Raw genomic sequence first — 21,201 nt, 5'->3', positions numbered from 1 at the left:
CAGTGTCGTGACAACAGAAACGGCCCCATCTTCGGATGGGGCCGTTTGATTTTGGACGGAGTCAGTTCACACGTCGAAGAACACCGTCTCGTCCGAGCCCTGCAAATTGATCGTGAAGGAATACACGACGTTGCCGGCGCGCTCTCCTCGCGTGGCAATCAGCGTCTTGCGACGCACCGGCGGCTCGACCAGATTGAGCACGGGATCGGTGGCGTTGGCGGCTTCCTCGTCGGAGAAATAGAGCCGCGTGTTGAGGCCGATATTGATGCCGCGCGCGACGATCCAGACATTGACATGCGGCGCGCATTTGCGCCCTGCCCTGTCGGTGATCGCGCCCGGCTTGATGGTCTCGAATGTCACCAATCCGGTTTCGAAATCGGAGCCGGCGCGGCCCCAGCCGCGGAAGTCCGCGTCCAAAGCGCCGGCGGAGCGATCGGCGGGATGGTTGTAGCGGCCGGCTGCGTTGGCCTGCCAGATCTCGAGCAGCACGTCGCGCAGCGGCGAGCCGGTGCCGTCGAGCACCTTGCCTTCCAGCGTGATGCGCTCGCCTTGCGTGTTCGGCCTCACCAGCACGTTGGAAAAGTTCTTCTCGAAGATATCGAAACCCGCCATCGCCGGAATCAGGCCGATATGAACGTAGGGTCCGGCGGTCTGCGAGGCTGTTTCCTTGAGATAGTTGAGCGGCTGTGGCATTTGCTCAGTTCCCTTCGGGACGATTTTCGAAATAGGTGCAGCGCTGGCCGCGCAGCACGATGTCGAAGCGGTAGGCGAGCGAGTCGAACGGCGTCGAGGCATTGAGGTCGAGCGGCGCCACCAGGCGGTCGAGCGCGTCCTTGTCCGGGATCGTCGTCAGAATCGGGCAGATCGGGATCAGCGGATCGCCCTCGAAGTACATCTGCGTGATCAGCCGCTGCGCAAAGCCCGAGCCGAACACCGAGAAATGGATGTGGGCGGGACGCCAGCTGTTGACGAAGTTGCGCCAGGGATAAGGCCCGGGCTTCACCGTGCGGAAATAATAATAGCCGGTGTCATCGGTCAGCGCGCGGCCGCATCCGCCGAAGTTCGGATCGATCGGCGCCAGATAGGTATCCTTCTTGTGCCGGTAGCGTCCGCCGGCATTGGCCTGCCAGAACTCGACCAGCGTATTCGGCACGCCGCGGCCGGTCTCGTCCAGCACGCGGCCATGGACGATGATGCGCTCGCCGACGGGATCGCCGTCCTTGGCGTAATTGCGGATCAGATCATTGTCGAGCGGGCCGAGATCATTGTGGCCGAACACCGGGCCGGTGATCTCCGAGGCCGAGCCTTCCAGCGACAGCAGCGACTGGCGCGGCGAGCGCAAGACCGAGGATTTGTAGCCGGGCGCGTAGGCCGGCGGATGGATGCTGCGGTCGCGCTGGAAGAAGCCGCCATCGCCAAGCGGCGGCGTGAACGGTTCGGGGCGGTTGAGGCGGGGATCCTGCGAGGCTGGCGCCTGGGCATTCATCGGCGTTGTGTCTCCCTTGGACGCGCCGGGTTTGCGGGCGCGCGGCTTTATCGGGAGATCATGGGCCGGCCTATTCCACAAATAAATAGATCAATTATAATGCATTACATGAAAGAAATCGATCATTTGGCCCTCGATGGCCACGCCCTCGAACTGTTCCTGGCCGTGCTGGAGGAAGGCTCGGTGACGGCGGCCGCAACCCGGCTCGATCTGACGCAATCGGCCGTCAGCCACGGCCTGAACAAGCTGCGGCGGATCGCCGGTGATCCGCTGTTTGCAAAATCCGGCCGCGGCATCGTCGCGACCGCCCATGCCCAGGCGCTGGCGGCAAAGGCGCGAGCGTTGATCGACGAGATGCGCAGCTTCGCCGGCGGCGTCACGTTCGAGCCGGCAAGCGCGCAACTTTCGCTGACGATCGCCGCCAACGATTTCCAGCGCGACCTGCTGCTGCCGCGCTTCTTCGGACATGTTGCCGCGCAGGTGAAGGGCCTGAACCTGCGCGTGATCCCATCGCAATCGCCCTCGCCGGCCATGCTGCGGGAGAATCGCTGCGACCTTCTGATCACCCCGTTGCCGCCTGTCGGCATCGACATCGTGCAGAAGCGGCTGTTGAGCGATCATTACGTCTGCTACTACGACGCCAGGGCGCGTGCCGCGCCGGCCGGCCGTAACGCCTATCTCGCGGCGCGTCACATTACGGTCGTCTATACCGACAATGAGCGGCTTGACTTCGACCGCAGGCTCGCTGCCAACGGCCTCCACCGCGACATCGCCATCTCCGTGCCGAGCTTCTCCGGCGTGCCGGCGTTCCTGCGCGGCTCGCAGATGCTGGCGAGCATGCCGAGCCTGCTCGCCTCCGGCGTCATGCGCGGATTCGCACAAGCGCGGATTCCGCTGGCCTCACGCACGCGCACGCTAGCCGAATTGCCGATGTTCATGGTCTGGCACCAGCGCTACCAGAAGGACCCGGCGCATCGCTGGGTCAGGAGCCAGCTCGAGACAGTCGCAGCGACGGCCGCGCACGGCTGAACGCATCAGCTGCGTCCTATCGGTCACACCCATGTGCGGAAATGCTGCGCTGAGCGCGGCAGCAGGCCGGCTTCAACCTAACGGTTGATGCGCAATCCCAGATTGCCCGTCACGGTCGCGCCACTGGTGTGACGAGGTGAATCAATGAAGAAAAGTCTTGCGCTCACGATCGGCGCAATTGCGGCCTTGACGGCGACCGGCGCCACTGCCGGGGAACTCGAAGACGTCAATGCGCGCCTCGTACAGCTGGAACGCCAGAATGCCGCGATCCGCAAGGAAAACGCCGCGCTTCGCGAGAACCAGAGGCTGCTCGACGAAAATAACCGGCTGAAATCGCTGGGCGCGCGGGCTTCGAGCGAACCCGGCAGAACTTCGTCTCAATCACGCCAGGCTGAGTTCGCCTCAACCTCAGCTCCCTCGCCACGAAGCCGCAATCCATTGCAGGCTTATGCCGCCCTGCCCATCAAGGCACTCCCACCCGAAGCCCCGGGACAGTTCAGGGCCTGGATCGAAGGCGGCGCGCTCTGGAGTGGCGGGGATCCCGTGTTCAACACCTATAGCAGCAACAACAATGTCACCGGTGTCTTCGATCTGACGCCCAAGGTCGGCTGGGAAACAGCCATCGGATTCGACCATCGCTTCGCCGGATCTCCCTGGCACATCAACGGCCAATTCCGCTACGGCGAAGGCGGCAAGACCGACGGCACACGAACGATCGGCTTCCTCTTGCCCGGCGGGGTAACGGGAACACAAACCTTCGGGGCCGCTTACAAGGAAACCCACTGGCTCGCTGATCTTGCGGTCGGGCATGACATCGCCGGGCCCGGCCCGGACGCACTCCAGCTCAAGGCTGGGCTTCGCATTGCCGAATTCACCGCCCGGAGCTCGGACTCTAATGGCCAGACTGGCACAGCCGGCGGCCTCTCCATCACGCAATAGAATTTCGATGACACGCCTGCGAGCTTCCCGGGCGCCTGACCACTCATCGGTCTGGACGGCGCGGCCCGGTTCGCCCGCCAATGGTCGTTCGACTATAGCGGCGACGTCGCCTTGCTGTTGGGGCGGCAGCAATCGCAGATCACGACGAGGAGCTTGTTCATTGGCGGCCCGCCTCTCACCGTCTTCGATCAGGTCGCAACGGGCAATGACCGGCAGTTTGCCGGCGTGCTGAGCGCAGACATTCAGGTCGGCGTCTCCTACTGGCTGACGCAGAACCTGAAGCTTGGCGCCTCCTACCGGCTCGATACGTTCATCAACGTGTTCAACGAGACCGGCAGATCCAACTCCGGTTTCACGCCGGACCGCTACACCCACGGTCCGCGCGTTACGCTGACGGGGCAGTTCGACGCGATGTAACCATCACGCCCTTGCTGCACTCGATCGGGTCAGCCGCGGCGCCCTACCCGGAGGTATGCGTTGGTTCGGCATCAGGCGGCCGGCCCTTCGCCAAACCCACTGGTTGCACGCTGGCCGCCACGCTAGAATTCCGCCATGACAGTGACCGACATTGCGAGCCGAACCTACAATCACAGCTGGCGGCTGGATCCCATCATCCGCAGCCTGCTTGATACTGACTTCTATAAGCTGTTGATGTTGCAGATGATTCGGGAGGACTACCCGGATCAGCAGGTGACCTTCTCGGTGATCAACCGCTCGCGCCATGTGCGCCTTGCCGAGATCATCGACGAGGGCGAGCTGCGGGCCCAGCTCGACCACGCCCGGACCATCCGCTTCTCCAAGAAGGAGCTGATCTGGCTCGCCGGCAACACCTTCTACGGCAAGACCCACATGTTCTCGGCGGACTTCATCCGTTGGCTGGCCGAATTCCGCCTTCCCGAATACGAGCTGCGCAAGGTCGAAGGCCAGTACGAGCTGCATTTCCACGGGCCATGGACCCACACCACGATGTGGGAGATCCCGGCGCTCGCCATCCTCAACGAACTGCGCTCGCGTTCGGCCATGAAGGGCCGCGGCCGCTTCGAGCTCGACGTGCTCTATGCCCGCGCCAAGGCCAAGCTGTGGACCAAGGTCGAGCGGCTGCGCAAGCTGGAGAATTTGCGGCTGTCCGATTTCGGCACCCGCCGCCGCCACGGCTTCCTGTGGCAGCGCTGGTGCGTGGAAGCGGTGAAGGAAGGGCTGGGTCCGTCCTTCATCGGCACCTCCAACGTGCTGCTCGCGATGGACAACGATCTCGAAGCCATCGGCACCAATGCGCACGAGCTGCCGATGGTCGCGGCCGCGCTCGCCAGGGACGACGAGGAGCTGCGCTGGGCGCCCTACCGCATCCTCGACCAGTGGCGCCAGACCTATGGCGGCAATCTGTTGATCGCGTTGCCCGACGCCTTCGGCACCAAGGCCTTCCTGCGCGATGCACCGGAATGGGTGGCCGACTGGACCGGCTTCCGCCCCGACAGCGCGCCGCCGATCCAGGCCGGCGAGGAGATCATCGCGTGGTGGGAGAAGAAAGGCCGTAACCCCAAGGACAAGCTGCTGGTGTTCTCCGATGCGATGGACGTCGGCTCGATCGAGGAGACCTATCACCACTTCGCCGGCCGCGTGCGGCTCTCCTTCGGCTGGGGCACCAATCTCACCAACGACTTCGTCGGCTGCGCGCCGGACGGCTCGTTCAACCTCGATCCGATCTCGCTGGTCTGCAAGGTGTCGTCGGTCGACGGACATCCGGCCGTCAAGCTCTCCGACAATCCGGAGAAGGCGACCGGCATGGCCTCGGAGATCGAGCGATACCTGCGCGTGTTCGGCGACGCCGGCCGCGTGCGCAAGCCGGTGCTGGTCTAGCAATTCTCTCGATCGAGTAAACCGCACGCGATGAATACGCGATATTGGTTCGCCGATACCGCGTCAGTTCCGCTTCGCCGGTATTTGAAACATCCGCTTCACGACGCTTTCACTCTAGCATGTGGTCCCCCGCAGTTTTCAGGTCCAGTTAAGCAACCATCCCCTCTACTTGGCGTTGCAGGCGCAACGCTCCGCTGGGGTCGTTGCGTGACTTGGGGAACGCAGGGTGTTTCGCAGAACAGCATTTTCGGCGAAGGAACGTAGTCTCCTTCACGTCATCAAGCTCGTCTCGCCATTCGTCATGGTCGTCGTGCTCCAGGCGATGATCGCTGGATTCAGCCTGGAGGTGATGTCGTCGGTTCGCGCTTATGTCGCCGGCGAGGCGATGTGGTCGCGCTCGCAGAAGAACGCCGTCTATTTTCTCCATCTGTATCTGCAGTCAGGCGAGGCAAGCCAGTTCGCGCAGTATCAGTCGTCGATCGCCGTTCCTATCGGTGACGAGTACGCAAGGTGGGCGCTCGAGCGCGATCCGGTCAATGTCGAGCTCGCGCGCATCGGCTTCCTGCAAGGCGGCAACCATCCCGACGATGTTCCGGGCATGATCTGGTTGTTCCGGTACTTCAGCGGCATCAACTTCTTTCAGGAGGCAATCCGGGAGTGGGCTGCCACCGACCCGATGCTGCTCGAACTCAGCATCTTCAGTGAAGTGATCCGAAGCGACCTGAAGGGCGGCCCCATCCGCAACGCAGATCGGCTGCACTTCCTGTCGTCGCGGCTTTCGGAGCTGAACACGCAGTTTACCGGACATGCAGAGCGATTCTCGACCGCTCTGGGCGAAGGCTCTCGCACCATCAAGGTGACGCTGACCTGCGTCAACATCGTCACTGCCGCAGCCCTGATCCGGCTCCTGATCGGGCACAAACGGCGACTGGTGGTGCAGCGACAGGCATTCGAGGATGCCATGCACGCGGAGAAGGAGCGCCTGGCCTATCAGGCGTCGCACGACGGGCGCACGGGCCGCACCAACCGCCGCGCCTTCGAGGCGCGCCTGCAAGGCGAGCGTGACGGTAACGCTGCGGGCGCGCTCAGCCTGATCCTGCTCGACCTCGACCAGTTCAAGAGCGTCAACGACAGCTGCGGACATCTCGCCGGCGACCGGCTGCTGTGTCAGGTCGCGCAATTGTTGCGGCAGGACCGACGGCCGCAGGATCTGGTCGCCCGGCTCGGCGGCGATGAATTTGGACTGATGCTGCCGGAATGCGCGCCCTACGAGGCCGTCGACATTGCCGAGCGGCTGCGGCGCTCGCTCGAGCTGTTCAGCTTCGCCTGGGATGATCGCTGCTTTGCTATCACCGCCAGCATCGGCGTTGCCGGAAGCGCCGATCGCAACACCACGCTCGAGGACGCAATGCGCCGCGCCGATGCCGCCTGCTATCGCGCCAAGGAAAAAGGGCGCAACCGGGTTCAGGTCGACAACGGGAAAGCGGATGTCGTCGTCGTCGCCGCAAGGCCGCGCGAAGCTGCCCGCGCGTGACGGCGGGTAGCGTCGTCAGCGCGCCGGCAGGATTCCGAGACCCACGAGATGCGCGTCCAGGAATTGCGTGACCTGCTGGCGCAGCATCTGCGGCGGCACGGCGACCATGCGCTCTTCAAGGCCGAGCGAGATGATCCCATGCACCGCGGAAAACAGCGTGCGTGACAAGAGCGCGATCCTGACGTCATCGGCATTCGGCAGCACCCGCACCAGCGGCGGATGCATCAACGCGAAGGCGTCCATCACCATCTGGAGGATGTCGTCGGGATAGGGACGGTCGTCCTCCATCCGATGCTCGAACAGCGAGCGCAGCAAATTGGCGTGCTCGGCGAAGAAGTCGAGATAGGTCTCGGCCAATCCATAGAGCTGGCGGACCGGATCCTCCCCTGGAACCCCGCGCAGCCGCGCGGTCAGCGCCTGAACCGTCTCCCTGTTGACGGTCAGGATCACCCCGTCGAAGTCGCCGAACTCGTTATAGACGCTGCCGACCGAGCAATTGGCGGCTTCGGCGACGTCCCGAACCTTCAACGATCTCAATCCCTTGGATGCAATGATGCCACGGGCGATCTCCAGGATCTGGAACCGCCTCCGGGTTTTTTTTCGATCCCGCAGCGAATCCTCTTGAACATTGTTCATTTTTAAGCTACTCATGTGAACAATGTTCAAATTAACCCGGAGACCTGCAAAATGCAAACGCTCGCTGTCGATATCGCCTCCACCTTCGTCGAGGACGCCGCAGCCCTCGTGACCGGGCTTGGCCGCGCCCTGCTGCGGTTCGCCATGGCGCCGATCGACCGGATCGCAAACGCCTGCGACATTGCCGGCGTCCTGGCTGAACGCCGCGCGACCTTCCGGATGTGGCGGGCCAGCCGCGCCCGTGCCCCCCTCGAGGGTCGCCGCTTCGGCCTGCTCGGCCGGGTCAACCCCCTTCGCCCTCTCGCCGCCCTCACCTTAGACAAGGTTTTCGCGCCTGGTCGCCCCAACTGCGGGCCGCGACCGGCTATTTTTCGAACCTAACGGGATCACTTGGCGCCCAACAAGATCGGCGGAGGCGGGGGGACACAGCAGGCCGGTGACAACAGTCACCCTGCAATCGCTCCTCCCACACTCATCCGGTCGTGACGCACGACCGACCAGGTAACAACCTCAGGCTGCCTTTTTCAAAACAGGACTAGTCATGATCAGGGATTTGCTGTCGTCACGCCGTTTCGCGCCGCTGTTCTGGGCGCAATTCTTCTCGGCGCTCAATGACAACGTGCTCAAGAACGCGCTCGTCATCATCCTGCTTTACAGCGCGGCGACCGGCCACGGCGATGCGCTCGTGACGGTGGCAGGCGCCGTCTTCATCTTCCCCTATTTCATCCTGTCCGGGCTCGGCGGCCAGCTCGCCGACAAATACGTCAAGTCGGTCGTCGCGCGACGATTGAAGTTCGCCGAGATCTTCGCAGCAGGCTTTGCCGCCGCCGGCTTCTTCATGCACTCGGTGCCGCTATTGTTCACCGCGCTCGCCTTGTTCGGCATAATCGCCGCCCTGTTCGGCCCCGTGAAATACGCCATGCTGCCGGACCAGCTCGAGCTCGGCGAGCTCGCGACCGGCAACGCGCTGGTCGACGGCGCCACGTTCATGGCCATCCGGCGCGGCACGGTCGCCGGCGGCCAGTTCGTGGCCGGCTCCGCCCACATGGGCTGGGTCGCATCGGCCGTGGTCGTGCTGGCCCTGCTGTCCTGGGCCTTCGCCTCCCGCATTCCGCAAACGACGCCCTCCGCGCCCGATCTGCCGGTCGATGCCAATCCGTGGACCTCGACGCTTGGCCTGCTCAAGACGCTGCACGCGGACCACAGGCTGTGGGACGGCACGGTGATCGTCTCCTGGTTCTGGCTGGTCGGCGCCATCGTGCTGTCGCTGCTGCCGGCGCTGGTCAAGGACGTCGTCGGCGGCAGTGAAGGGGTGGTGACGCTGTGCCTGGCGATCTTCGCGATCGGCATTGCGGCTGGCTCGCTGTTCGCCGCCAGCCTGAGCCACGTTCGCCCGAACCTCGCACTGGTGCCGATCGGCGCCATCATCATGGGCTGTGCCGGCCTTGATCTCGCCTGGGCCATCGCCGTCGCGACCAAGGGCCAGGACATCGCAGCGATCGACTTTGCGACCTCATTCATGGGCTTGCGTATGCTGGCCGATTTCGTCGCCTTCGCGTTCGGCGGCGGCCTGTTCGTGGTTCCCTCCTTCGCCGCCGTGCAGGCCTGGTCGGTCCCGAACGAGCGCGCCCGCATCATCGCCGCGGGCAATGTGCTGCAGGCGGCCTTCATGGTGGTGGGCTCCCTGTTCGTCGCGCTGCTGCAGGCGGGCGGGCTGCATGTCGGCTGGATCTTCTTCGGCCTCGGTGTCGCCAGCTTCGGCGCGGTGTGGTTCGTGCTGACGAAATGGGGCAAGGAGGGCGTGCGCGATTTCGGCGCCCTCTTGTTCCGTGCCCTGTTCCGCACCGAGATTCGCGGCCTCGAAAACCTGCCGCCTCCGGGCACGCGGATGCTGATCGCACCCAATCATGTCAGCCTGATCGACGGCCCGCTGCTGCACGCCGTGCTGCCGATCGACGCCAGCTTCGCGGTCGATACCGGCATCGCCAAGGCCTGGTGGGCGAAGCCCTTCCTGCGGGTGGTCAAGCACTACACCATGGACCCGACCAAGCCGCTGGCTGCGCGCGACCTGATCAAGCTGGTCGCCGCGGGCGAGCCCGTGGTCATTTTCCCGGAGGGGCGCATCACCGTCTCCGGTTCGCTGATGAAGGTCTATGACGGCACGGCAATGATCGCGGACAAGGCCGACGCCGTGGTGGTGCCGGTCCGGATCGAAGGTGCGCAGCGCTCGCATCTCAGTTATCTCACCTCGAGCCAGATCAAGCGCTCGTGGTTTCCGCGGGTGACGGTCACGATTCTGCCGCCGGTCAAGCTGCCGGTTGCTTCGGAGCTGAAGGGCAAGGCGCGCCGCAACGCCGCCGGCGCGGCGCTGCAGGACGTCATGATCGACGCCCTGGTGAAGAACGCCATGCTTGATCACTCGCTGTTCGAAGCGCTCGGACATGCCTATCGCGACCGCGACACCGGCAAGGTCATCATCGAGGACGCGCTCGGCACCAAGCTGACCTATCGCAAGCTGATCCTCGGCGCGCAGGTGCTGAGCCGGAAGCTGGAAGACGGCACCTCCGTCGGCGAGAATGTCGGCGTCCTGCTGCCGAACTCCGCCGGCGTCGCCGTGGTCTTCATGGCGCTGCAAAATATCGGCCGCGTCCCGGCCATGCTCAACTTCTCCGCAGGCCCGGTCAACGTCCTGGCCGCCATGAAGGCCGCGCAGGTCAAGACCGTGTTGACCTCGAAGGCCTTCATCGAGAAGGGCAAGCTCGACAAGCTGATGGCCGCGATCTCCGCCGAGGCGCGCGTTATCTATCTCGAAGATATCCGCGCCTCGATCGGAACAGTCGACAAGATCAAGGGCCTGCTCGCCGGAACCACGCCGCGTGTCACCCGCCAGGCGAGCGATCCCGCCGTCGTGCTGTTCACGTCAGGCTCCGAAGGCACGCCCAAGGGCGTGGTGCTGTCCCACCGCAACATCCTCGCCAACGCGGCGCAGGCGCTGGCGCGGGTCGATGCCAATGCCAATGACAAGGTCTTCAACGTGCTGCCGGTGTTCCATTCATTCGGCCTGACGGGCGGCATGATGATGCCAATGCTGGCGGGCATTCCGATCTACATGTATCCCTCGCCGCTGCATTATCGCATCGTGCCCGAGCTGATCTACCAGACCGGCGCCACCATCCTGTTCGGCACCGACACGTTCCTGTCAGGCTATGCCCGCTCGGCGCATGCCTACGACTTCCGCACCTTGCGCCTCGTGATCGCCGGCGCGGAAGCCGTCAAGGACCGCACGCGTCAGGTGTTCATGGAGCGCTACGGCATCCGCATCCTCGAAGGCTATGGCGTCACCGAGACCGCGCCTGTGCTGGCGATGAATACGCCGATGGCGAACCGCCCCGGCACCGTCGGCCGGCTCTCGCCGCTGATGGAAAGCCGCCTCGACCCGGTCCCCGGCATCGAGGATGGCGGCCGCCTGTCGGTGCGCGGCCCGAACGTGATGCTCGGTTATCTCAGGGCCGAAAATCCTGGCGTGCTCGAAGTGCTGCCCGAGGGCTGGCACGACACCGGCGACATCGTGGCCATCGACGCGGCCGGCTTCATCACCATCAAGGGTCGCGCCAAGCGCTTTGCCAAGATCGCGGGCGAAATGGTCTCCCTGTCGGCGGTCGAGAGCATCGCGACCACGCTGTGGCCGCAGGCCGCCTCAGTCGCGGTCTCGATCCCCGACCCGCGCAAGGGCGAGCGCATCGTGCTGCTGACCACACAAAAGAACGCCGAGCGCAGCACGATGCAGGCTCAGGCCAAGTCGATCGGCGCCTCCGAGCTGACCGTGCCCGCGACGATCATGGTGGTCGACAAGGTGCCGCTGCTCGGCACCGGCAAGACCGACTATGTCACGGCAACGACGATGGCCCGCGAACAGGCGTCCGCGCCGGAGCGCGAGGTTGCATGAGGCCCGGCCCGTGCCCATCGCGCCAGCGCATGCGCGGTCTGGCGGCGTGGTCTTGCTCCACGGTATCGGAGGTGCACCGAGCCCGCGGCTGATTCAATCCAAGTCCATTTCGTTCTAGACAGCCGTCCGCCGCTCCTGGGCATAGCGCACCAATGCCACAAAGCGGTAGATGCCGTGCACGAACTTGCCATAGGGCATGGTGATGAACAGCGCGAACACCGCGCCGAGATGCAGCGCCAGCAGCGGTCCCATCGCGGCAGTCTCACGCAGGATCAACAACAGCATACCGGTAAGCCCGGTCAGGAACAGCATAGCGATGAAGCCGACATCCATGCCGTAGCGGTTTTCGTCGAGCAAGGCCGGATCGCGCCGCAGCTTGGCCACGAACAGGCCGATCGGGCCGACGATCAGGCCGAAGCCGCCGAACGTGCCGAGCACCACGGGCAGGTCCCACCACGGATACGGCGCCTCGCGTCCCAGGAGATAGTGATAGAGCGTCGCCACCGACGTCGCGGCGAAACACAGCAGGAAGCCATAGAACGTCAGGTGATGGAACAATTTACGCCGGTCGGTCGGCTTGTCGTCCTCGTTGTAGCAGCCGACGCCGCCGCCATGGAGATAACGCAGTTCACCCGCATCGCGAATGGCCTGGAAGATCGAGCCGCCATCGGCGCGCCCGCCGACCGGCGTGGCGATGTCGCGCCAGAATGTGCGCACGCTCATGACCAGTGCGACGATCGCATAGAGGAATGCAGCGCTGAACAATGCAGCCATCGCATTGTGCGGCATCAGCTTGTAGAACGCGCCGGCGCCGGCGTGCACGCCGAACAGCACGCTCCGGTCATTGAGCGCGGCGAAACCAAAAACGAAGGCCGCCACGCTGAGCGCAGCGACGATGCTGATGACGAGGCCGTTGTGCGCGAAGGCGCCCGACAGGGCCTGTGGCCAGGCATAAATGGCGTAGGACTCGGCACGGGCGACCGCGAGCGTCTTCGGAACGTTGACGTTGAACTCGTGCGGCGGCGAGAACTGGCAATCGACATAGCAGGCGCCACAGGCATGGCAGAGATTGGCGAGATAGTTGAGATCGCCGTCCGAGAAGGCGCGCCGCATCTCCATCGCCGGAAACACCGCGCAAAGCCCCTCGCAGTAGCGGCAGGAATTGCAGACCGTCATCAGACGGTCGGCTTCGTCCAGGATTCTGCTTCCGTGCATGGCGCTACTTCGTCAATCCTTTGGCCGCGAGCCATTTCTGGATCAGGTCGGCGACCACGAGGTTGTTCTTGTCCATCATCACCATGTGCGAATTGCCCTTGATGCCCACTTGCGGCAGGTCGACGATGTCGACGCTGCCCCCGGCCGCCTTGATGGCGTCGGCAAAAGCAACGCCATTGGCGCGGATTTTGGGCCAGCGCGAATCGCGATCGATATAGTCGCCATAGATGATGAGGGTCGGGATGTTCTTCAGCGCGTCCGCCTTGGCGATATCGCCAATGCCGGCGGGCTCGATCGCAATCAGCGCCTTGACCTTGTCGGGCCGGGCTTGCGCGACCTTGAAGCCGAAGCTGCCGGCCTGGCTGTGGAACAGGATCACCGAGGGTCCGACGCGATCGATCTCGGCGATATAGGCGGCGATGGTCGCATCGTCCGTCGTGGTCCAGCGCGGCACGTTCTGCTTGACGAAATTCTCGTAGCGTTCAACGGGGAACTGGTTGCCCGGCAGCACCTTCCGCTTGGCGGGATCGGGATCGTAGGAGTTCGGGCCATCGCCGATGCGGAAGCGCTCGAACGGATTGGCCGTGGTCAGGAAGACCGGCTCGCCCTTGAAGATGTCAGGATATTGCGCCCAGCCCGCGCGCCCGCGCTCCACCGCGTCGGAATTATAGACCGCCCAGCCCTTGCGCAGGAAATAGTTCAGCCAGCCTTCGCGCCCATCGGGTGTGGTCTCATAAGTGACGCCGGTCAGCCCGCCGCCGTGCCACATCAGCAGCGGATAGGCGCCCTTCTCGCTCGCCGGCAGGAAATACTGCACATACATTTGCTCGACCTGGTAGGTGCCGTTGGGATCGACCTTGGCAGGCACGCCGCCTGGCGAGAACACGACCTCCCTCACCGGCTTGCCGGAGATTTCGACCAGCCGCCCGCCGACATGGAACGAGCCCATGTCGCGCAGGGTGATGGGCTCGTCGGCATACACGTCGCTGACGATCAACAGCGTCGCGATCGAAGCAATGGCTAGGCGTGACATGTTTACTCCCTGCATCTTTTCTTGATCCTAATTCTTGGCGTGGCGTGCCGCTTCCCGCCCCGCGATCCGTCCGAACACGCTGCCGATGGTCATGCCGATGCCGGCAGCGTAACCCTTGCCAAGCACGTTGCCGGCCATGATCTCCCCGGCGGCGAACATGTTGGCGGACGGCTTGCCGTCGGCCATCAGCATCCGCGCCTCCTTGGTCACGCGCGTGCCGAGATAGGTGAAGGTGATGCCGGGCCGCACCGGATAGGCGAGGTAGGGCGGCGTCTCGATCTTGCGCGCCCAATGCGTCTTGGCCGGCGTGATGCCTTCGGTGCGACAATCGTCGAGGATGGTGTGATCGAACGTGCCTGGCCGCACCGCGGCGTTGAATTCGGAGATGGTCTTTTCCAGCACGGCCGGATCGAGCTCGAGCTTGCCGGCAAGCTCGGCGATGGTTTGCCCGGCGATCGGCGGGAACAGCGTCGGCATGAAGCTGGTGACGACGGTCGAATCGAAGATGATGTAGGCGATTTGGCCCGGCTGCGCCGCGACCAGCCGGCCCCAGATCGCATAGCGTTTCGGCCAGATGTCCTCGCCCTCGTCGTAGAAGCGCTGGGCGTGCTTGTTGACGACGATGCCGAACACGACGGAATCATGCCGCGTGATGATGCCGCCGTCGAATTTCGGTGCGCGGGCGTCGATCGCGACCGCGTGGCACTGGGTGGGATCGCCGACCTCCTGCACGCCCTTGGCGAGCAGCATCTTCAGGATCGAGCCGCGATTATAGGGCGTGCCGCGGATCAGGAAATTGTCGGCGGCCTCGCCCCAATATTGCTTGAGCCAATCGATGTTGGCTTCGAAGCCGCCGGCGGCCGCCACCAGCGAGGTCGCGCGGATTTCGGTCTCGCCATGGATCGGCCGCTTCAGGCGCGCGGCGAGGAACATGCCGTCCTCGATCACGAGGTCGGTAACTTCTGCATCGTACTGAACTTCGACGCCGAGACGTTCGGCGGTCAGATACAGCGCGTTGAGCATCGCCCGGCCGCCGCCGAGGAAGAACGAGTTGGTACGGCCAAGGCTCAGCGTGCCGCCGAGCGAAGGCTGCCAGCGCACGCCCTGCTCCACGATCCAGTTCAGGATGTCCTTGGATTCGCGGATCATGTGGCGGGCAAGCACCTCGTCGGTCTGCCCGCCGGTGACCCGCAGCAGGTCCTCCCAGAACTCCTCCTCGGTGTACGGTCCTGTGAGGATTTCGGTCGCGGCGTCATGAGCGCAGCGCATGTTGCGGGTGTGGCGGGTGTTGCCGCCGCGGTAGAATTTTGGCGCGCCCTCGAGCACGAGCACCGAGGCGCCGCCGCGGCGGGCGCTGATCGCCGCGCACAGAGCGGCGTTGCCGCCGCCAATCACCAGCACGTCGTATTTGCTGCCCATGCCGTCTGTCCGTCACGACCAAGTTGGAGCCATTCTTGCCCGCCAGCGGCCGGCGTCAACCAGCTTCGCGCTTGCGTACTATTGTATACAAAGATATACAGAAGCGGTGCAAGCGGCATCTCTGCATGGGCAGGATGCGTCGAGGGACTATGGCCAGACGTCCGGCGAAGACAGGCGGATCAATCACCCGCGGCGGTGGTGTCGCGCTGGGTGAGGCGGTATTTCGCTCGCTCTGCGAGGCGCTCCAGGCCGGCAACTACCGCGCGGGCGACCGCTTGCGCGAGGAGGAAGTCGCCCAGCGGCTGAGGGTCAGCCGCACGCCGGTGCGGGAGGCGCTGGGCCGGCTCGCCGCGCGCGGCTTCGTCGCGCCCGCCGCCGGTCGCGGGTTGATCGTCCGCAGCCTCGACCTCTCGGAGGTCCTCGCGCTCTATGCGATGCGAGAACTCATGGACGGCGCCGCCGCGCGTCTTACCGCCGAGCAAGCCTCCGCGCCCGCGGTCGCCGCGCTCAGGGATCTCGACCCGGCCTTTGTCGAGGCGCCGGAGCCTGACGCCACCGCGATGGCAAAGCTCAACCGCGCCTTCCACGAGGCGATCTGCCGTGCCGCGCGCAACCGCTATCTCGACAACGCCTCGCGGGAATTGCAGGACTGGATCGCCCTGCTCGGCCCCACCACCTTCACCGTGACGGGCCGCCCCTTAACCAGCCATGGCGAGCACCAGGCCCTCATCGAGGCCATTGCCGCGCGCGACGGCGACAAGGCCGAGCAGCTCGCCCGCGCCCATATCCGCGAGGCGCTGCGCTGCCGGCTGAAGCTGCAGCAGAGGCAGGAGGGCGTTTGCTCATGAAAGTCAGCTTCCGCCGGATCAGCGGAAGTCATAGAGCAAGCCTCAGAACGAGGAGCCCGTGTGCTTCGCCGCGCCGCGGGCCTCCGACGGCGTCATGTCGTAGCGCTGGCGGAACGCACGGTTGAAATAAGAGAGGTCGTTGAAACCGCATTCATAGGCGATCGCGTTGATTGGCCGGTGTGGCGCGGTGAGATCTGTCAGGATGCGATGGGCACGTGCGAGGCGTGCATCGCGGACGAAATCGGTGAAGGTGGTGCCGTCGCCGGCGAAGAGCTGGCGGATGTAGCGCTCCGAAATCTGCTGGCTGCGCGCAACGTCGCCGACCGAAAGCGAACTGTCGACGAGCCGCCGGAAAATCTCGTCCTTCATCGCCTTGAGCCGCGCGGCGCGAAGCCCCTCGGCCAGACTCGGCCCCGTCCGGGCACCGAACAGCAGAGCAGCAAGGTCGTGCATGTGATCGCTGACGGCGCGGCGCAGCTCGGCCGTGGCGAGCGCACTCTGATCGTTGAGGATTCCGGCATAGCCGGTCAGCAGGCGCAGCACCTGGTGATCCCTGTCGATCGGCCGCGCGACGAGATCGTCGACGTGACTGACGCGATGCCGCAGCAGATCCCTGCTGAAGCGGTAGGTGATGGTGTGACACCGCGTCGGCATCACGAAGATCGCCGGCGTGCCGTTGTCGGTCAGAACGGCCTCGCCCGCGCGAATGGTCGCGACACGGCCCTGCTGACGCAGCTCGCCCGTGCCTTGCGCGATAACGACGAGGTGGAGATCGTCATTGTCGATCAGCTCGGCGTGGCGATGAACCCGCATCGGCGAACGTAGCCCGCTCGCCATCGCGAAGTCGGGCAGCGAGCGCAGCATGGCATCGATCTGGAGCGGTTGGCCGGCCAACGGCTCGATCGCAAAGCGCATCATCTTGCGGCCCCACACCTCGATGAAGGCGTCGAGCTGTCCGCTCGCCGCAAAGGGCGCGGACGTCACGCGAAACTGAAGCAACTCGTTGGCATCGACCGCCGTCACGACAGGACCCCCAATGGACATGCCAATTTGTCGCACAAGGGGAACATTGGATCAAACGGCACGTGAGTGCCGTTTAGTCCGCGCCATGTGCCGCCCAGTCCAATTGTTGACCCACGCGCTCAAGTCGCGGCTCTCCGGCGCTGTTGCTCAACTTCAACAGAGATCGCAATTCGCGACCGCAGGTCCGCACAGCCCAAGGGGGCTGCCGTTGTGCCCAAGCCGGACTATCGCTCGCACGCTAGGTAGCCAATTGGATGGGCGACGCTCGCTTCGCCCGGTAATGCCCTGGGAAGACCATGACGAAGATGACTGTCGTTGCCGCTGCCGCGATCACCACATCGCAGCGAAAACGGACGCGTGCGGCGTTGCTGGCCGCCTGCTCCACACTCGCGCTCATGATTCCCGCCGCGCCGTCGTCGGCCCAGACTGACACCTGGAAGACGAATAACGGGAGGGGCATCTACAACGCTGGCACGAACTGGAACACGGGTCTGGGGCCGACTGGCACGGCCTTCTTCGGTACGTCCAACCAGACCGCCATCGCCATCGCGGCCGACGCCAGTGTGGGCGGCTGGACTCTCAATTCAGGGGCCTCCAGCTACCAGGCCACGATCGGGGCAAACGTTACGCTCTCGTTCACGGGCGCAGGGATCGCGGCCAACGGCGGCAGCATTTCGATCGCCACGAGCCAGACTGGTACCCTTTACTTCACCAATAATAGCTCCGCCGGCACTGCCACTATCAGCAACGCGGGCTCGACCGGCTTCTTCAACAACAGTACTGCGGGCAACGCGACGGTTGGAAACGCCGCCGCCGCCACCATGTATTTCTTCGACGCGAGCACCGCGGGCAGCGCCGTCTTCACAAACCAGGGTGGCCTCTATTTTGTCGCCAATAGTTCTGCCGGCAACGCCGTTATCGACAACCAGAGCTTTCTTGCCCTGTCGAACAACGCGACGGCGGGCAACGCTGCCATCACCAATAACGCCACAGCCTCGACGGATTTCTCCCTCTCATCCGGACCTGCCGGCAACCATCAACTCTCGGCCGGCTCCATAGCAGGCGGCGGATTCTTCCAGCTCGGCAGCAACCAGTTGACCGTCGGCGGCAATAATTTCTCAACGACAGTGTCCGGGTTGATCAGGGACGGCGGCGGCGGGGGCGGCACGGGCGGCTGGCTCGGGAAGATCGGCAACGGCATCAGGGGGCTGACCGGGGCAAACACCTACACCGGCGCGACGACGGTCAACGGCGGCACGTTGTGGGTGGACGGCTCGATCGCCACATCGAGCCTGACCACGGTCAACAATGGCGCCTGGCTTGTGGGCGCGGGCACGATCGGCAATACGCAGGTCAATGCCGGCGGCCTGCTCGGCCCTGGTAACGGCACGCCAACGACCTCGCTGACGGTCGCCGGCAATCTCGCCTTCCAGGCCGGTGCGCTCTATTTGATCGGGTTGAACCCCTCGACTGCCTCCTTCACGACGGTCTCGGGCACGGCGACCCTCAACGGCGCCACCGTGCAGGCTGCCTTCCTCACCGGCAGCTATGTCAGCAAGCAGTACACGATCCTCACCGCAACCGGTGGCCTATCCGGAACGTTCGCGTCGGTCATCGCCAACAACAACCTGCCTGCCGGATTCCATGACACGCTGAGCTATGACGCCAACAACGTCTATCTCAATCTCGCGCTCGGCTTTGCTGGCCCTTCGTATAACGCGATGAATCAAAACCATCAGGCGGATGCCGACGCGCTGGTCGGCGATTTCAATTCGACCGGAGGAATCCCTGCAGTCTATGGCAGCCTGACGCCCGCAGGCCTGACCCAGGCCTCGGGCGAGAGCGCGGCCGGTTCGCAGCAGGCCACCTTCGATGCCATGAGCCAGTTCATGGGCCTGCTGACGGATCCCTTCATGCGAAACTCCAATTGCCGCACCGCTTCGCCATCGCAGGCCGCCTGCGGCGATGCGCCCGCGGGCGCGATCGGCTATGCGGACGATCGCCGCGCCGACGCCTATGCCATGTTCACCAAGGCGCCGCTGCGCGGCCGCCCGTTCGAACAGCGCTGGAGCGTGTGGGCGGCCGGATTCGGCGGCACACAGACCACCGAGGGCAACGCCATCGTCGGCTCGAGCCAGGCGACCAGCCGCATCTTCGGCACTGCCGTCGGCGCGGACTATCTGATCTCGCCGAGCACGCTGGCCGGCTTTGCGCTCGCCGGTGGCGGCACCAGTTTTGGCGTCAGCGGGCTCGGCGGCGGACGCTCCGACCTGTTTCAGGCCGGCGCCTATGTGCATCACACCAGCGGCCCCGCTTACGTCACCGCCGCACTCGCCTACGGCTGGCAGGATGTGACCACCGACCGCACCGTGACGATCGCGGGCGCCGACCGGCTGCGCGCGGAGTTCAACGCCAATGCATGGTCCGGTCGGCTCGAAGGCGGCTATCGCTACGATGCGCCGTGGATCGGCGGCGTGGTTCGCAGGCCCTATGCGGCCGAGCACGCCACCACGATCCCGCTGCCGACCTATGCCGAGCAGGTGATTTCAGGGGCGCCGGCCTTCGCGCTCAATTATGCGGCCAAGGACGTGACCGATGCGCGCAGCGAGCTCGGCCTGCGCAGCGACAAATCCTTTGCGCAGCAGAGCGGCGTGCTGACGCTGCGCGGCCGCCTCGCCTGGGCGCATGATTTCAATCCGAACCGCACGATCGCTGCGACCTTCCAGGCGCTGCCGGGCGCAAGCTTCGTCGTCAACGGCGCGGCGCAGGCGCGCGATTCCGCACTCACGACCGCATCGGCCGAGATGAAATGGCTGAACGGCTGGTCGGCGGCCGCGACCTTCGAGGGCGAGTTCTCGCAAGTCACCCGCTCCTATGCCGGCAAGGGCGTCGTGCGCTACGCCTGGTGAGGGACGTTCTTGCCGCCGAGTCCAAACACAGTGCCGTCTGGCCCAAGTCATTCATCTCCCGATATGCTGATTTTCAGCAATAACGATTAAGTGAAATCCTGCACCCAGAACCTCGCGCGCGTTTGCCGACACGGATTGCAGGCGAGCGCACCACGCGACCGCTTATCAACTTCCAGACGGAGTTTACATGACCAAGACATCGTCCAAGGCGCTGAGCGCGAATCGGACATCTGACGATTCGATCGCGCCTGATGCACATGCCGGCAAGACCGAGCAGTTCGAGCTGTCCGAGCACGATCTCGCGCAGGTCAGCGGCGGCTACCAGACCGGCGGATCGGGCCGGACCTTCAACTGCCCGACCAACGTGGACTATTGATCGCGGAGCGTACGCGCCCCGCCCTTTCTAAAGATCCCATTCAAGCCGAGGAGTTTTGAACGATGAGCGACAGCACGAAAGACAAGACGTCCGCTCCGGCCGAGCAGCGCAAGCAGAACGGCGAGCTCGATCAAAAGCAGCTGGATAACGTCAGTGGCGGATACGGAGCACTTGGCGGCGGAGGTGGCGCCGGCAAACTGCCCCGCGAAGGCCTCTTGCCGGCCGTGTAGCAGCCGGCACGCCCCCGCGAATTCCCATCAGTCCCAAGCGGCCCGCGATGAAGATCGCGGGCCGCCGCGTTTTTGTCGCCCAACGGCAACAGCCGCTCAAATTGGCAAGCAGAATGCCGCGCTGCCCGTGTCCCGTGCCGTCTGGTCCAAGCCTGTGCAACCCACTTCTGTAAATTGGTTGCGTTCGTACGTGGCCGACGAACGAGCAATTGCGATGGGCGGGACCGGATTTGGAATGCGCAAGCAGCGAACATTTATTTTCAGATCATCGCTGCCGACGACGACCGCACTCGGCCGGGCCGCATTCGCTGCCCTCTGTGCGATGTACCTCGCGCTGGCATCGGCGTCACCTGCAAAGGCGGACGGCGGATCGGGCGGCGCCGGCGCGACAGGCGCGGGCGCGGGCGGCGCTGGCGCCACCGACAATCTGGTGGGCGGGACCGGCGGCACTGGAACGGCGGGCACCGCCAGTGCAGGCGGCGGCGGCGGCGGTGGTGGTGGTGGCAATGGCGGCTCTGGATTCCCATACTCCGGAGCGGGAGGATTTGGCGGCGCGGGCAGCGGCGGTGCCGCGGGCGGATCGGGCGCGACCACCTTCAATATCAACGGAGCAGTTGGCAATGCTGGCGCAGCCGCGGGAGACGGCGGGGGCGGTGGCGGCGGTGGGTTCAACGATACGATCACCACCGTGCCAGGCACTGCCTTGGTCAGCGTGTCGAAC

General features: G+C 64.7%; 18 protein-coding genes and 1 pseudogene. 12 read left to right on the top strand and 7 right to left on the bottom strand.

Annotated features, from left to right (window positions below; translation table 11 throughout):
- Positions 1–66 precede the first annotated feature (66 nt).
- A complete protein-coding gene (gene pcaG / locus G8O24_RS06005) occupies positions 67–693 on the bottom strand; it encodes a protocatechuate 3,4-dioxygenase subunit alpha (RefSeq protein ID WP_188097467.1) in 627 nt (208 codons plus the stop codon).
- 4 nt (positions 694–697) lie between these two features.
- A complete protein-coding gene (gene pcaH / locus G8O24_RS06000) occupies positions 698–1,486 on the bottom strand; it encodes a protocatechuate 3,4-dioxygenase subunit beta (RefSeq protein ID WP_188097465.1) in 789 nt (262 codons plus the stop codon).
- Positions 1,487–1,585: 99 nt separating this feature from the next.
- Between pcaH and G8O24_RS05995 the strand changes: the two genes are divergently transcribed.
- The 5 genes from G8O24_RS05995 to G8O24_RS05975 all read left to right on the top strand — a co-directional run bounded on the left by G8O24_RS05995 (position 1,586) and on the right by G8O24_RS05975 (position 6,845).
- Positions 1,586–2,515, top strand: a complete 930-nt coding sequence (locus G8O24_RS05995; RefSeq protein WP_188097464.1) for a LysR family transcriptional regulator — start codon at positions 1,586–1,588, stop codon at positions 2,513–2,515.
- 186 nt (positions 2,516–2,701) lie between these two features.
- A complete protein-coding gene (locus G8O24_RS05990; RefSeq protein ID WP_188097462.1) occupies positions 2,702–3,454 on the top strand; it encodes a hypothetical protein in 753 nt (250 codons plus the stop codon).
- Positions 3,455–3,607: 153 nt separating this feature from the next.
- Positions 3,608–3,871 carry a hypothetical protein gene (locus tag G8O24_RS05985; protein ID WP_188097459.1) on the top strand — a complete coding sequence of 88 codons (264 nt, stop codon included), beginning with the start codon at positions 3,608–3,610 and terminating at the stop codon, positions 3,869–3,871.
- A 135-nt stretch (positions 3,872–4,006) separates the two neighbouring features.
- Complete coding sequence (pncB, locus tag G8O24_RS05980; protein WP_188097458.1) at positions 4,007–5,311, top strand: nicotinate phosphoribosyltransferase; 1,305 nt, start codon at positions 4,007–4,009, stop codon at positions 5,309–5,311.
- 226 nt (positions 5,312–5,537) lie between these two features.
- Positions 5,538–6,845: a GGDEF domain-containing protein gene (locus G8O24_RS05975; RefSeq protein ID WP_188097456.1), complete on the top strand. Its 1,308-nt coding sequence runs from the start codon at positions 5,538–5,540 to the stop codon at positions 6,843–6,845.
- Between the two features lie 15 nt (positions 6,846–6,860).
- Here the strand turns inward: G8O24_RS05975 and G8O24_RS05970 are convergent, their stop codons facing one another.
- Positions 6,861–7,481: a TetR/AcrR family transcriptional regulator gene (locus tag G8O24_RS05970; protein ID WP_188097454.1), complete on the bottom strand. Its 621-nt coding sequence runs from the start codon at positions 7,479–7,481 to the stop codon at positions 6,861–6,863.
- Positions 7,482–7,532: 51 nt separating this feature from the next.
- On the opposite strand from G8O24_RS05970, the gene G8O24_RS05965 reads away from it, so the two are divergent.
- Positions 7,533–7,862, top strand: a complete 330-nt coding sequence (locus tag G8O24_RS05965) for a hypothetical protein (RefSeq protein WP_244645757.1) — start codon at positions 7,533–7,535, stop codon at positions 7,860–7,862.
- A gap of 160 nt (positions 7,863–8,022) precedes the next feature.
- A complete protein-coding gene (locus G8O24_RS05960; RefSeq protein WP_188097452.1) occupies positions 8,023–11,427 on the top strand; it encodes an acyl-[ACP]--phospholipid O-acyltransferase in 3,405 nt (1,134 codons plus the stop codon).
- Between the two features lie 114 nt (positions 11,428–11,541).
- Here G8O24_RS05960 and tcuB read toward each other — a convergent pair whose 3' ends face one another.
- From tcuB to tcuA, 3 genes are read right to left on the bottom strand one after another with little or no spacing between them, the layout of a single operon-like run.
- Positions 11,542–12,642: a tricarballylate utilization 4Fe-4S protein TcuB gene (tcuB, locus tag G8O24_RS05955; protein WP_188097450.1), complete on the bottom strand. Its 1,101-nt coding sequence runs from the start codon at positions 12,640–12,642 to the stop codon at positions 11,542–11,544.
- A 4-nt stretch (positions 12,643–12,646) separates the two neighbouring features.
- Complete coding sequence (locus tag G8O24_RS05950; protein ID WP_188097448.1) at positions 12,647–13,675, bottom strand: alpha/beta hydrolase; 1,029 nt, start codon at positions 13,673–13,675, stop codon at positions 12,647–12,649.
- 27 nt (positions 13,676–13,702) lie between these two features.
- Positions 13,703–15,094, bottom strand: coding sequence for an FAD-dependent tricarballylate dehydrogenase TcuA (gene tcuA, locus G8O24_RS05945; RefSeq protein ID WP_188097446.1), 1,392 nt, complete (start codon positions 15,092–15,094; stop codon positions 13,703–13,705).
- Positions 15,095–15,243: 149 nt separating this feature from the next.
- Here tcuA and G8O24_RS05940 point away from each other — a divergent pair, with 149 nt between their 5' ends.
- Complete coding sequence (locus tag G8O24_RS05940) at positions 15,244–15,942, top strand: GntR family transcriptional regulator (protein WP_188097444.1); 699 nt, start codon at positions 15,244–15,246, stop codon at positions 15,940–15,942.
- A gap of 42 nt (positions 15,943–15,984) precedes the next feature.
- On the opposite strand, the gene G8O24_RS05935 is transcribed toward G8O24_RS05940, so the two are convergent.
- A complete protein-coding gene (locus G8O24_RS05935) occupies positions 15,985–16,986 on the bottom strand; it encodes a helix-turn-helix transcriptional regulator (protein WP_188097443.1) in 1,002 nt (333 codons plus the stop codon).
- A gap of 275 nt (positions 16,987–17,261) precedes the next feature.
- Here G8O24_RS05935 and G8O24_RS05930 point away from each other — a divergent pair, with 275 nt between their 5' ends.
- The 4 genes and pseudogenes from G8O24_RS05930 to G8O24_RS45110 all read left to right on the top strand — a co-directional run.
- Complete coding sequence (locus G8O24_RS05930) at positions 17,262–19,874, top strand: autotransporter outer membrane beta-barrel domain-containing protein (protein WP_188097441.1); 2,613 nt, start codon at positions 17,262–17,264, stop codon at positions 19,872–19,874.
- Positions 19,875–20,061: 187 nt separating this feature from the next.
- The gene (locus G8O24_RS05925) at positions 20,062–20,250 is read left to right on the top strand and encodes a bacteriocin (RefSeq protein WP_188097439.1); all 189 of its coding nucleotides are present in this window, start codon (positions 20,062–20,064) and stop codon (positions 20,248–20,250) included.
- A 62-nt stretch (positions 20,251–20,312) separates the two neighbouring features.
- Positions 20,313–20,480 (top strand): hypothetical protein, encoded by a 168-nt coding sequence (locus tag G8O24_RS05920; RefSeq protein WP_188097437.1) that lies wholly within the window; start codon positions 20,313–20,315, stop codon positions 20,478–20,480.
- 235 nt (positions 20,481–20,715) lie between these two features.
- Positions 20,716–21,201: pseudogene (locus tag G8O24_RS45110) on the top strand (hypothetical protein); the annotation flags it as partial.

The organism is Bradyrhizobium campsiandrae (assembly GCF_014529705.1).
Classification (GTDB): Bacteria; Pseudomonadota; Alphaproteobacteria; order Rhizobiales; family Xanthobacteraceae; genus Bradyrhizobium; species Bradyrhizobium campsiandrae.
This window is presented reverse-complemented; position numbering and strand designations above follow the sequence as displayed.

Excerpts from the sequence above, each read along its gene's own strand:
- pcaG (WP_188097467.1), bottom strand. The coding sequence starts at position 693 with ATGCCACAGCCGCTCAACTATCTCAAGGAAACAGCCTCGCAGACCGCC.
- pcaH (WP_188097465.1), bottom strand. The coding sequence starts at position 1,486 with ATGAATGCCCAGGCGCCAGCCTCGCAGGATCCCCGCCTCAACCGCCCC.
- G8O24_RS05995 (WP_188097464.1), top strand. The coding sequence starts at position 1,586 with ATGCATTACATGAAAGAAATCGATCATTTGGCCCTCGATGGCCACGCC.
- pncB (WP_188097458.1), top strand. The coding sequence starts at position 4,007 with ATGACAGTGACCGACATTGCGAGCCGAACCTACAATCACAGCTGGCGG.
- G8O24_RS05970 (WP_188097454.1), bottom strand. The coding sequence starts at position 7,481 with ATGAACAATGTTCAAGAGGATTCGCTGCGGGATCGAAAAAAAACCCGG.
- G8O24_RS05965 (WP_244645757.1), top strand. The coding sequence starts at position 7,533 with ATGCAAACGCTCGCTGTCGATATCGCCTCCACCTTCGTCGAGGACGCC.
- G8O24_RS05960 (WP_188097452.1), top strand. The coding sequence starts at position 8,023 with ATGATCAGGGATTTGCTGTCGTCACGCCGTTTCGCGCCGCTGTTCTGG.
- tcuB (WP_188097450.1), bottom strand. The coding sequence starts at position 12,642 with ATGCACGGAAGCAGAATCCTGGACGAAGCCGACCGTCTGATGACGGTC.
- G8O24_RS05950 (WP_188097448.1), bottom strand. The coding sequence starts at position 13,675 with ATGTCACGCCTAGCCATTGCTTCGATCGCGACGCTGTTGATCGTCAGC.
- tcuA (WP_188097446.1), bottom strand. The coding sequence starts at position 15,094 with ATGGGCAGCAAATACGACGTGCTGGTGATTGGCGGCGGCAACGCCGCT.
- G8O24_RS05940 (WP_188097444.1), top strand. The coding sequence starts at position 15,244 with ATGGCCAGACGTCCGGCGAAGACAGGCGGATCAATCACCCGCGGCGGT.
- G8O24_RS05935 (WP_188097443.1), bottom strand. The coding sequence starts at position 16,986 with ATGTCCATTGGGGGTCCTGTCGTGACGGCGGTCGATGCCAACGAGTTG.
- G8O24_RS05930 (WP_188097441.1), top strand. The coding sequence starts at position 17,262 with ATGACGAAGATGACTGTCGTTGCCGCTGCCGCGATCACCACATCGCAG.
- G8O24_RS05925 (WP_188097439.1), top strand. The coding sequence starts at position 20,062 with ATGACCAAGACATCGTCCAAGGCGCTGAGCGCGAATCGGACATCTGAC.
- G8O24_RS05920 (WP_188097437.1), top strand. The coding sequence starts at position 20,313 with ATGAGCGACAGCACGAAAGACAAGACGTCCGCTCCGGCCGAGCAGCGC.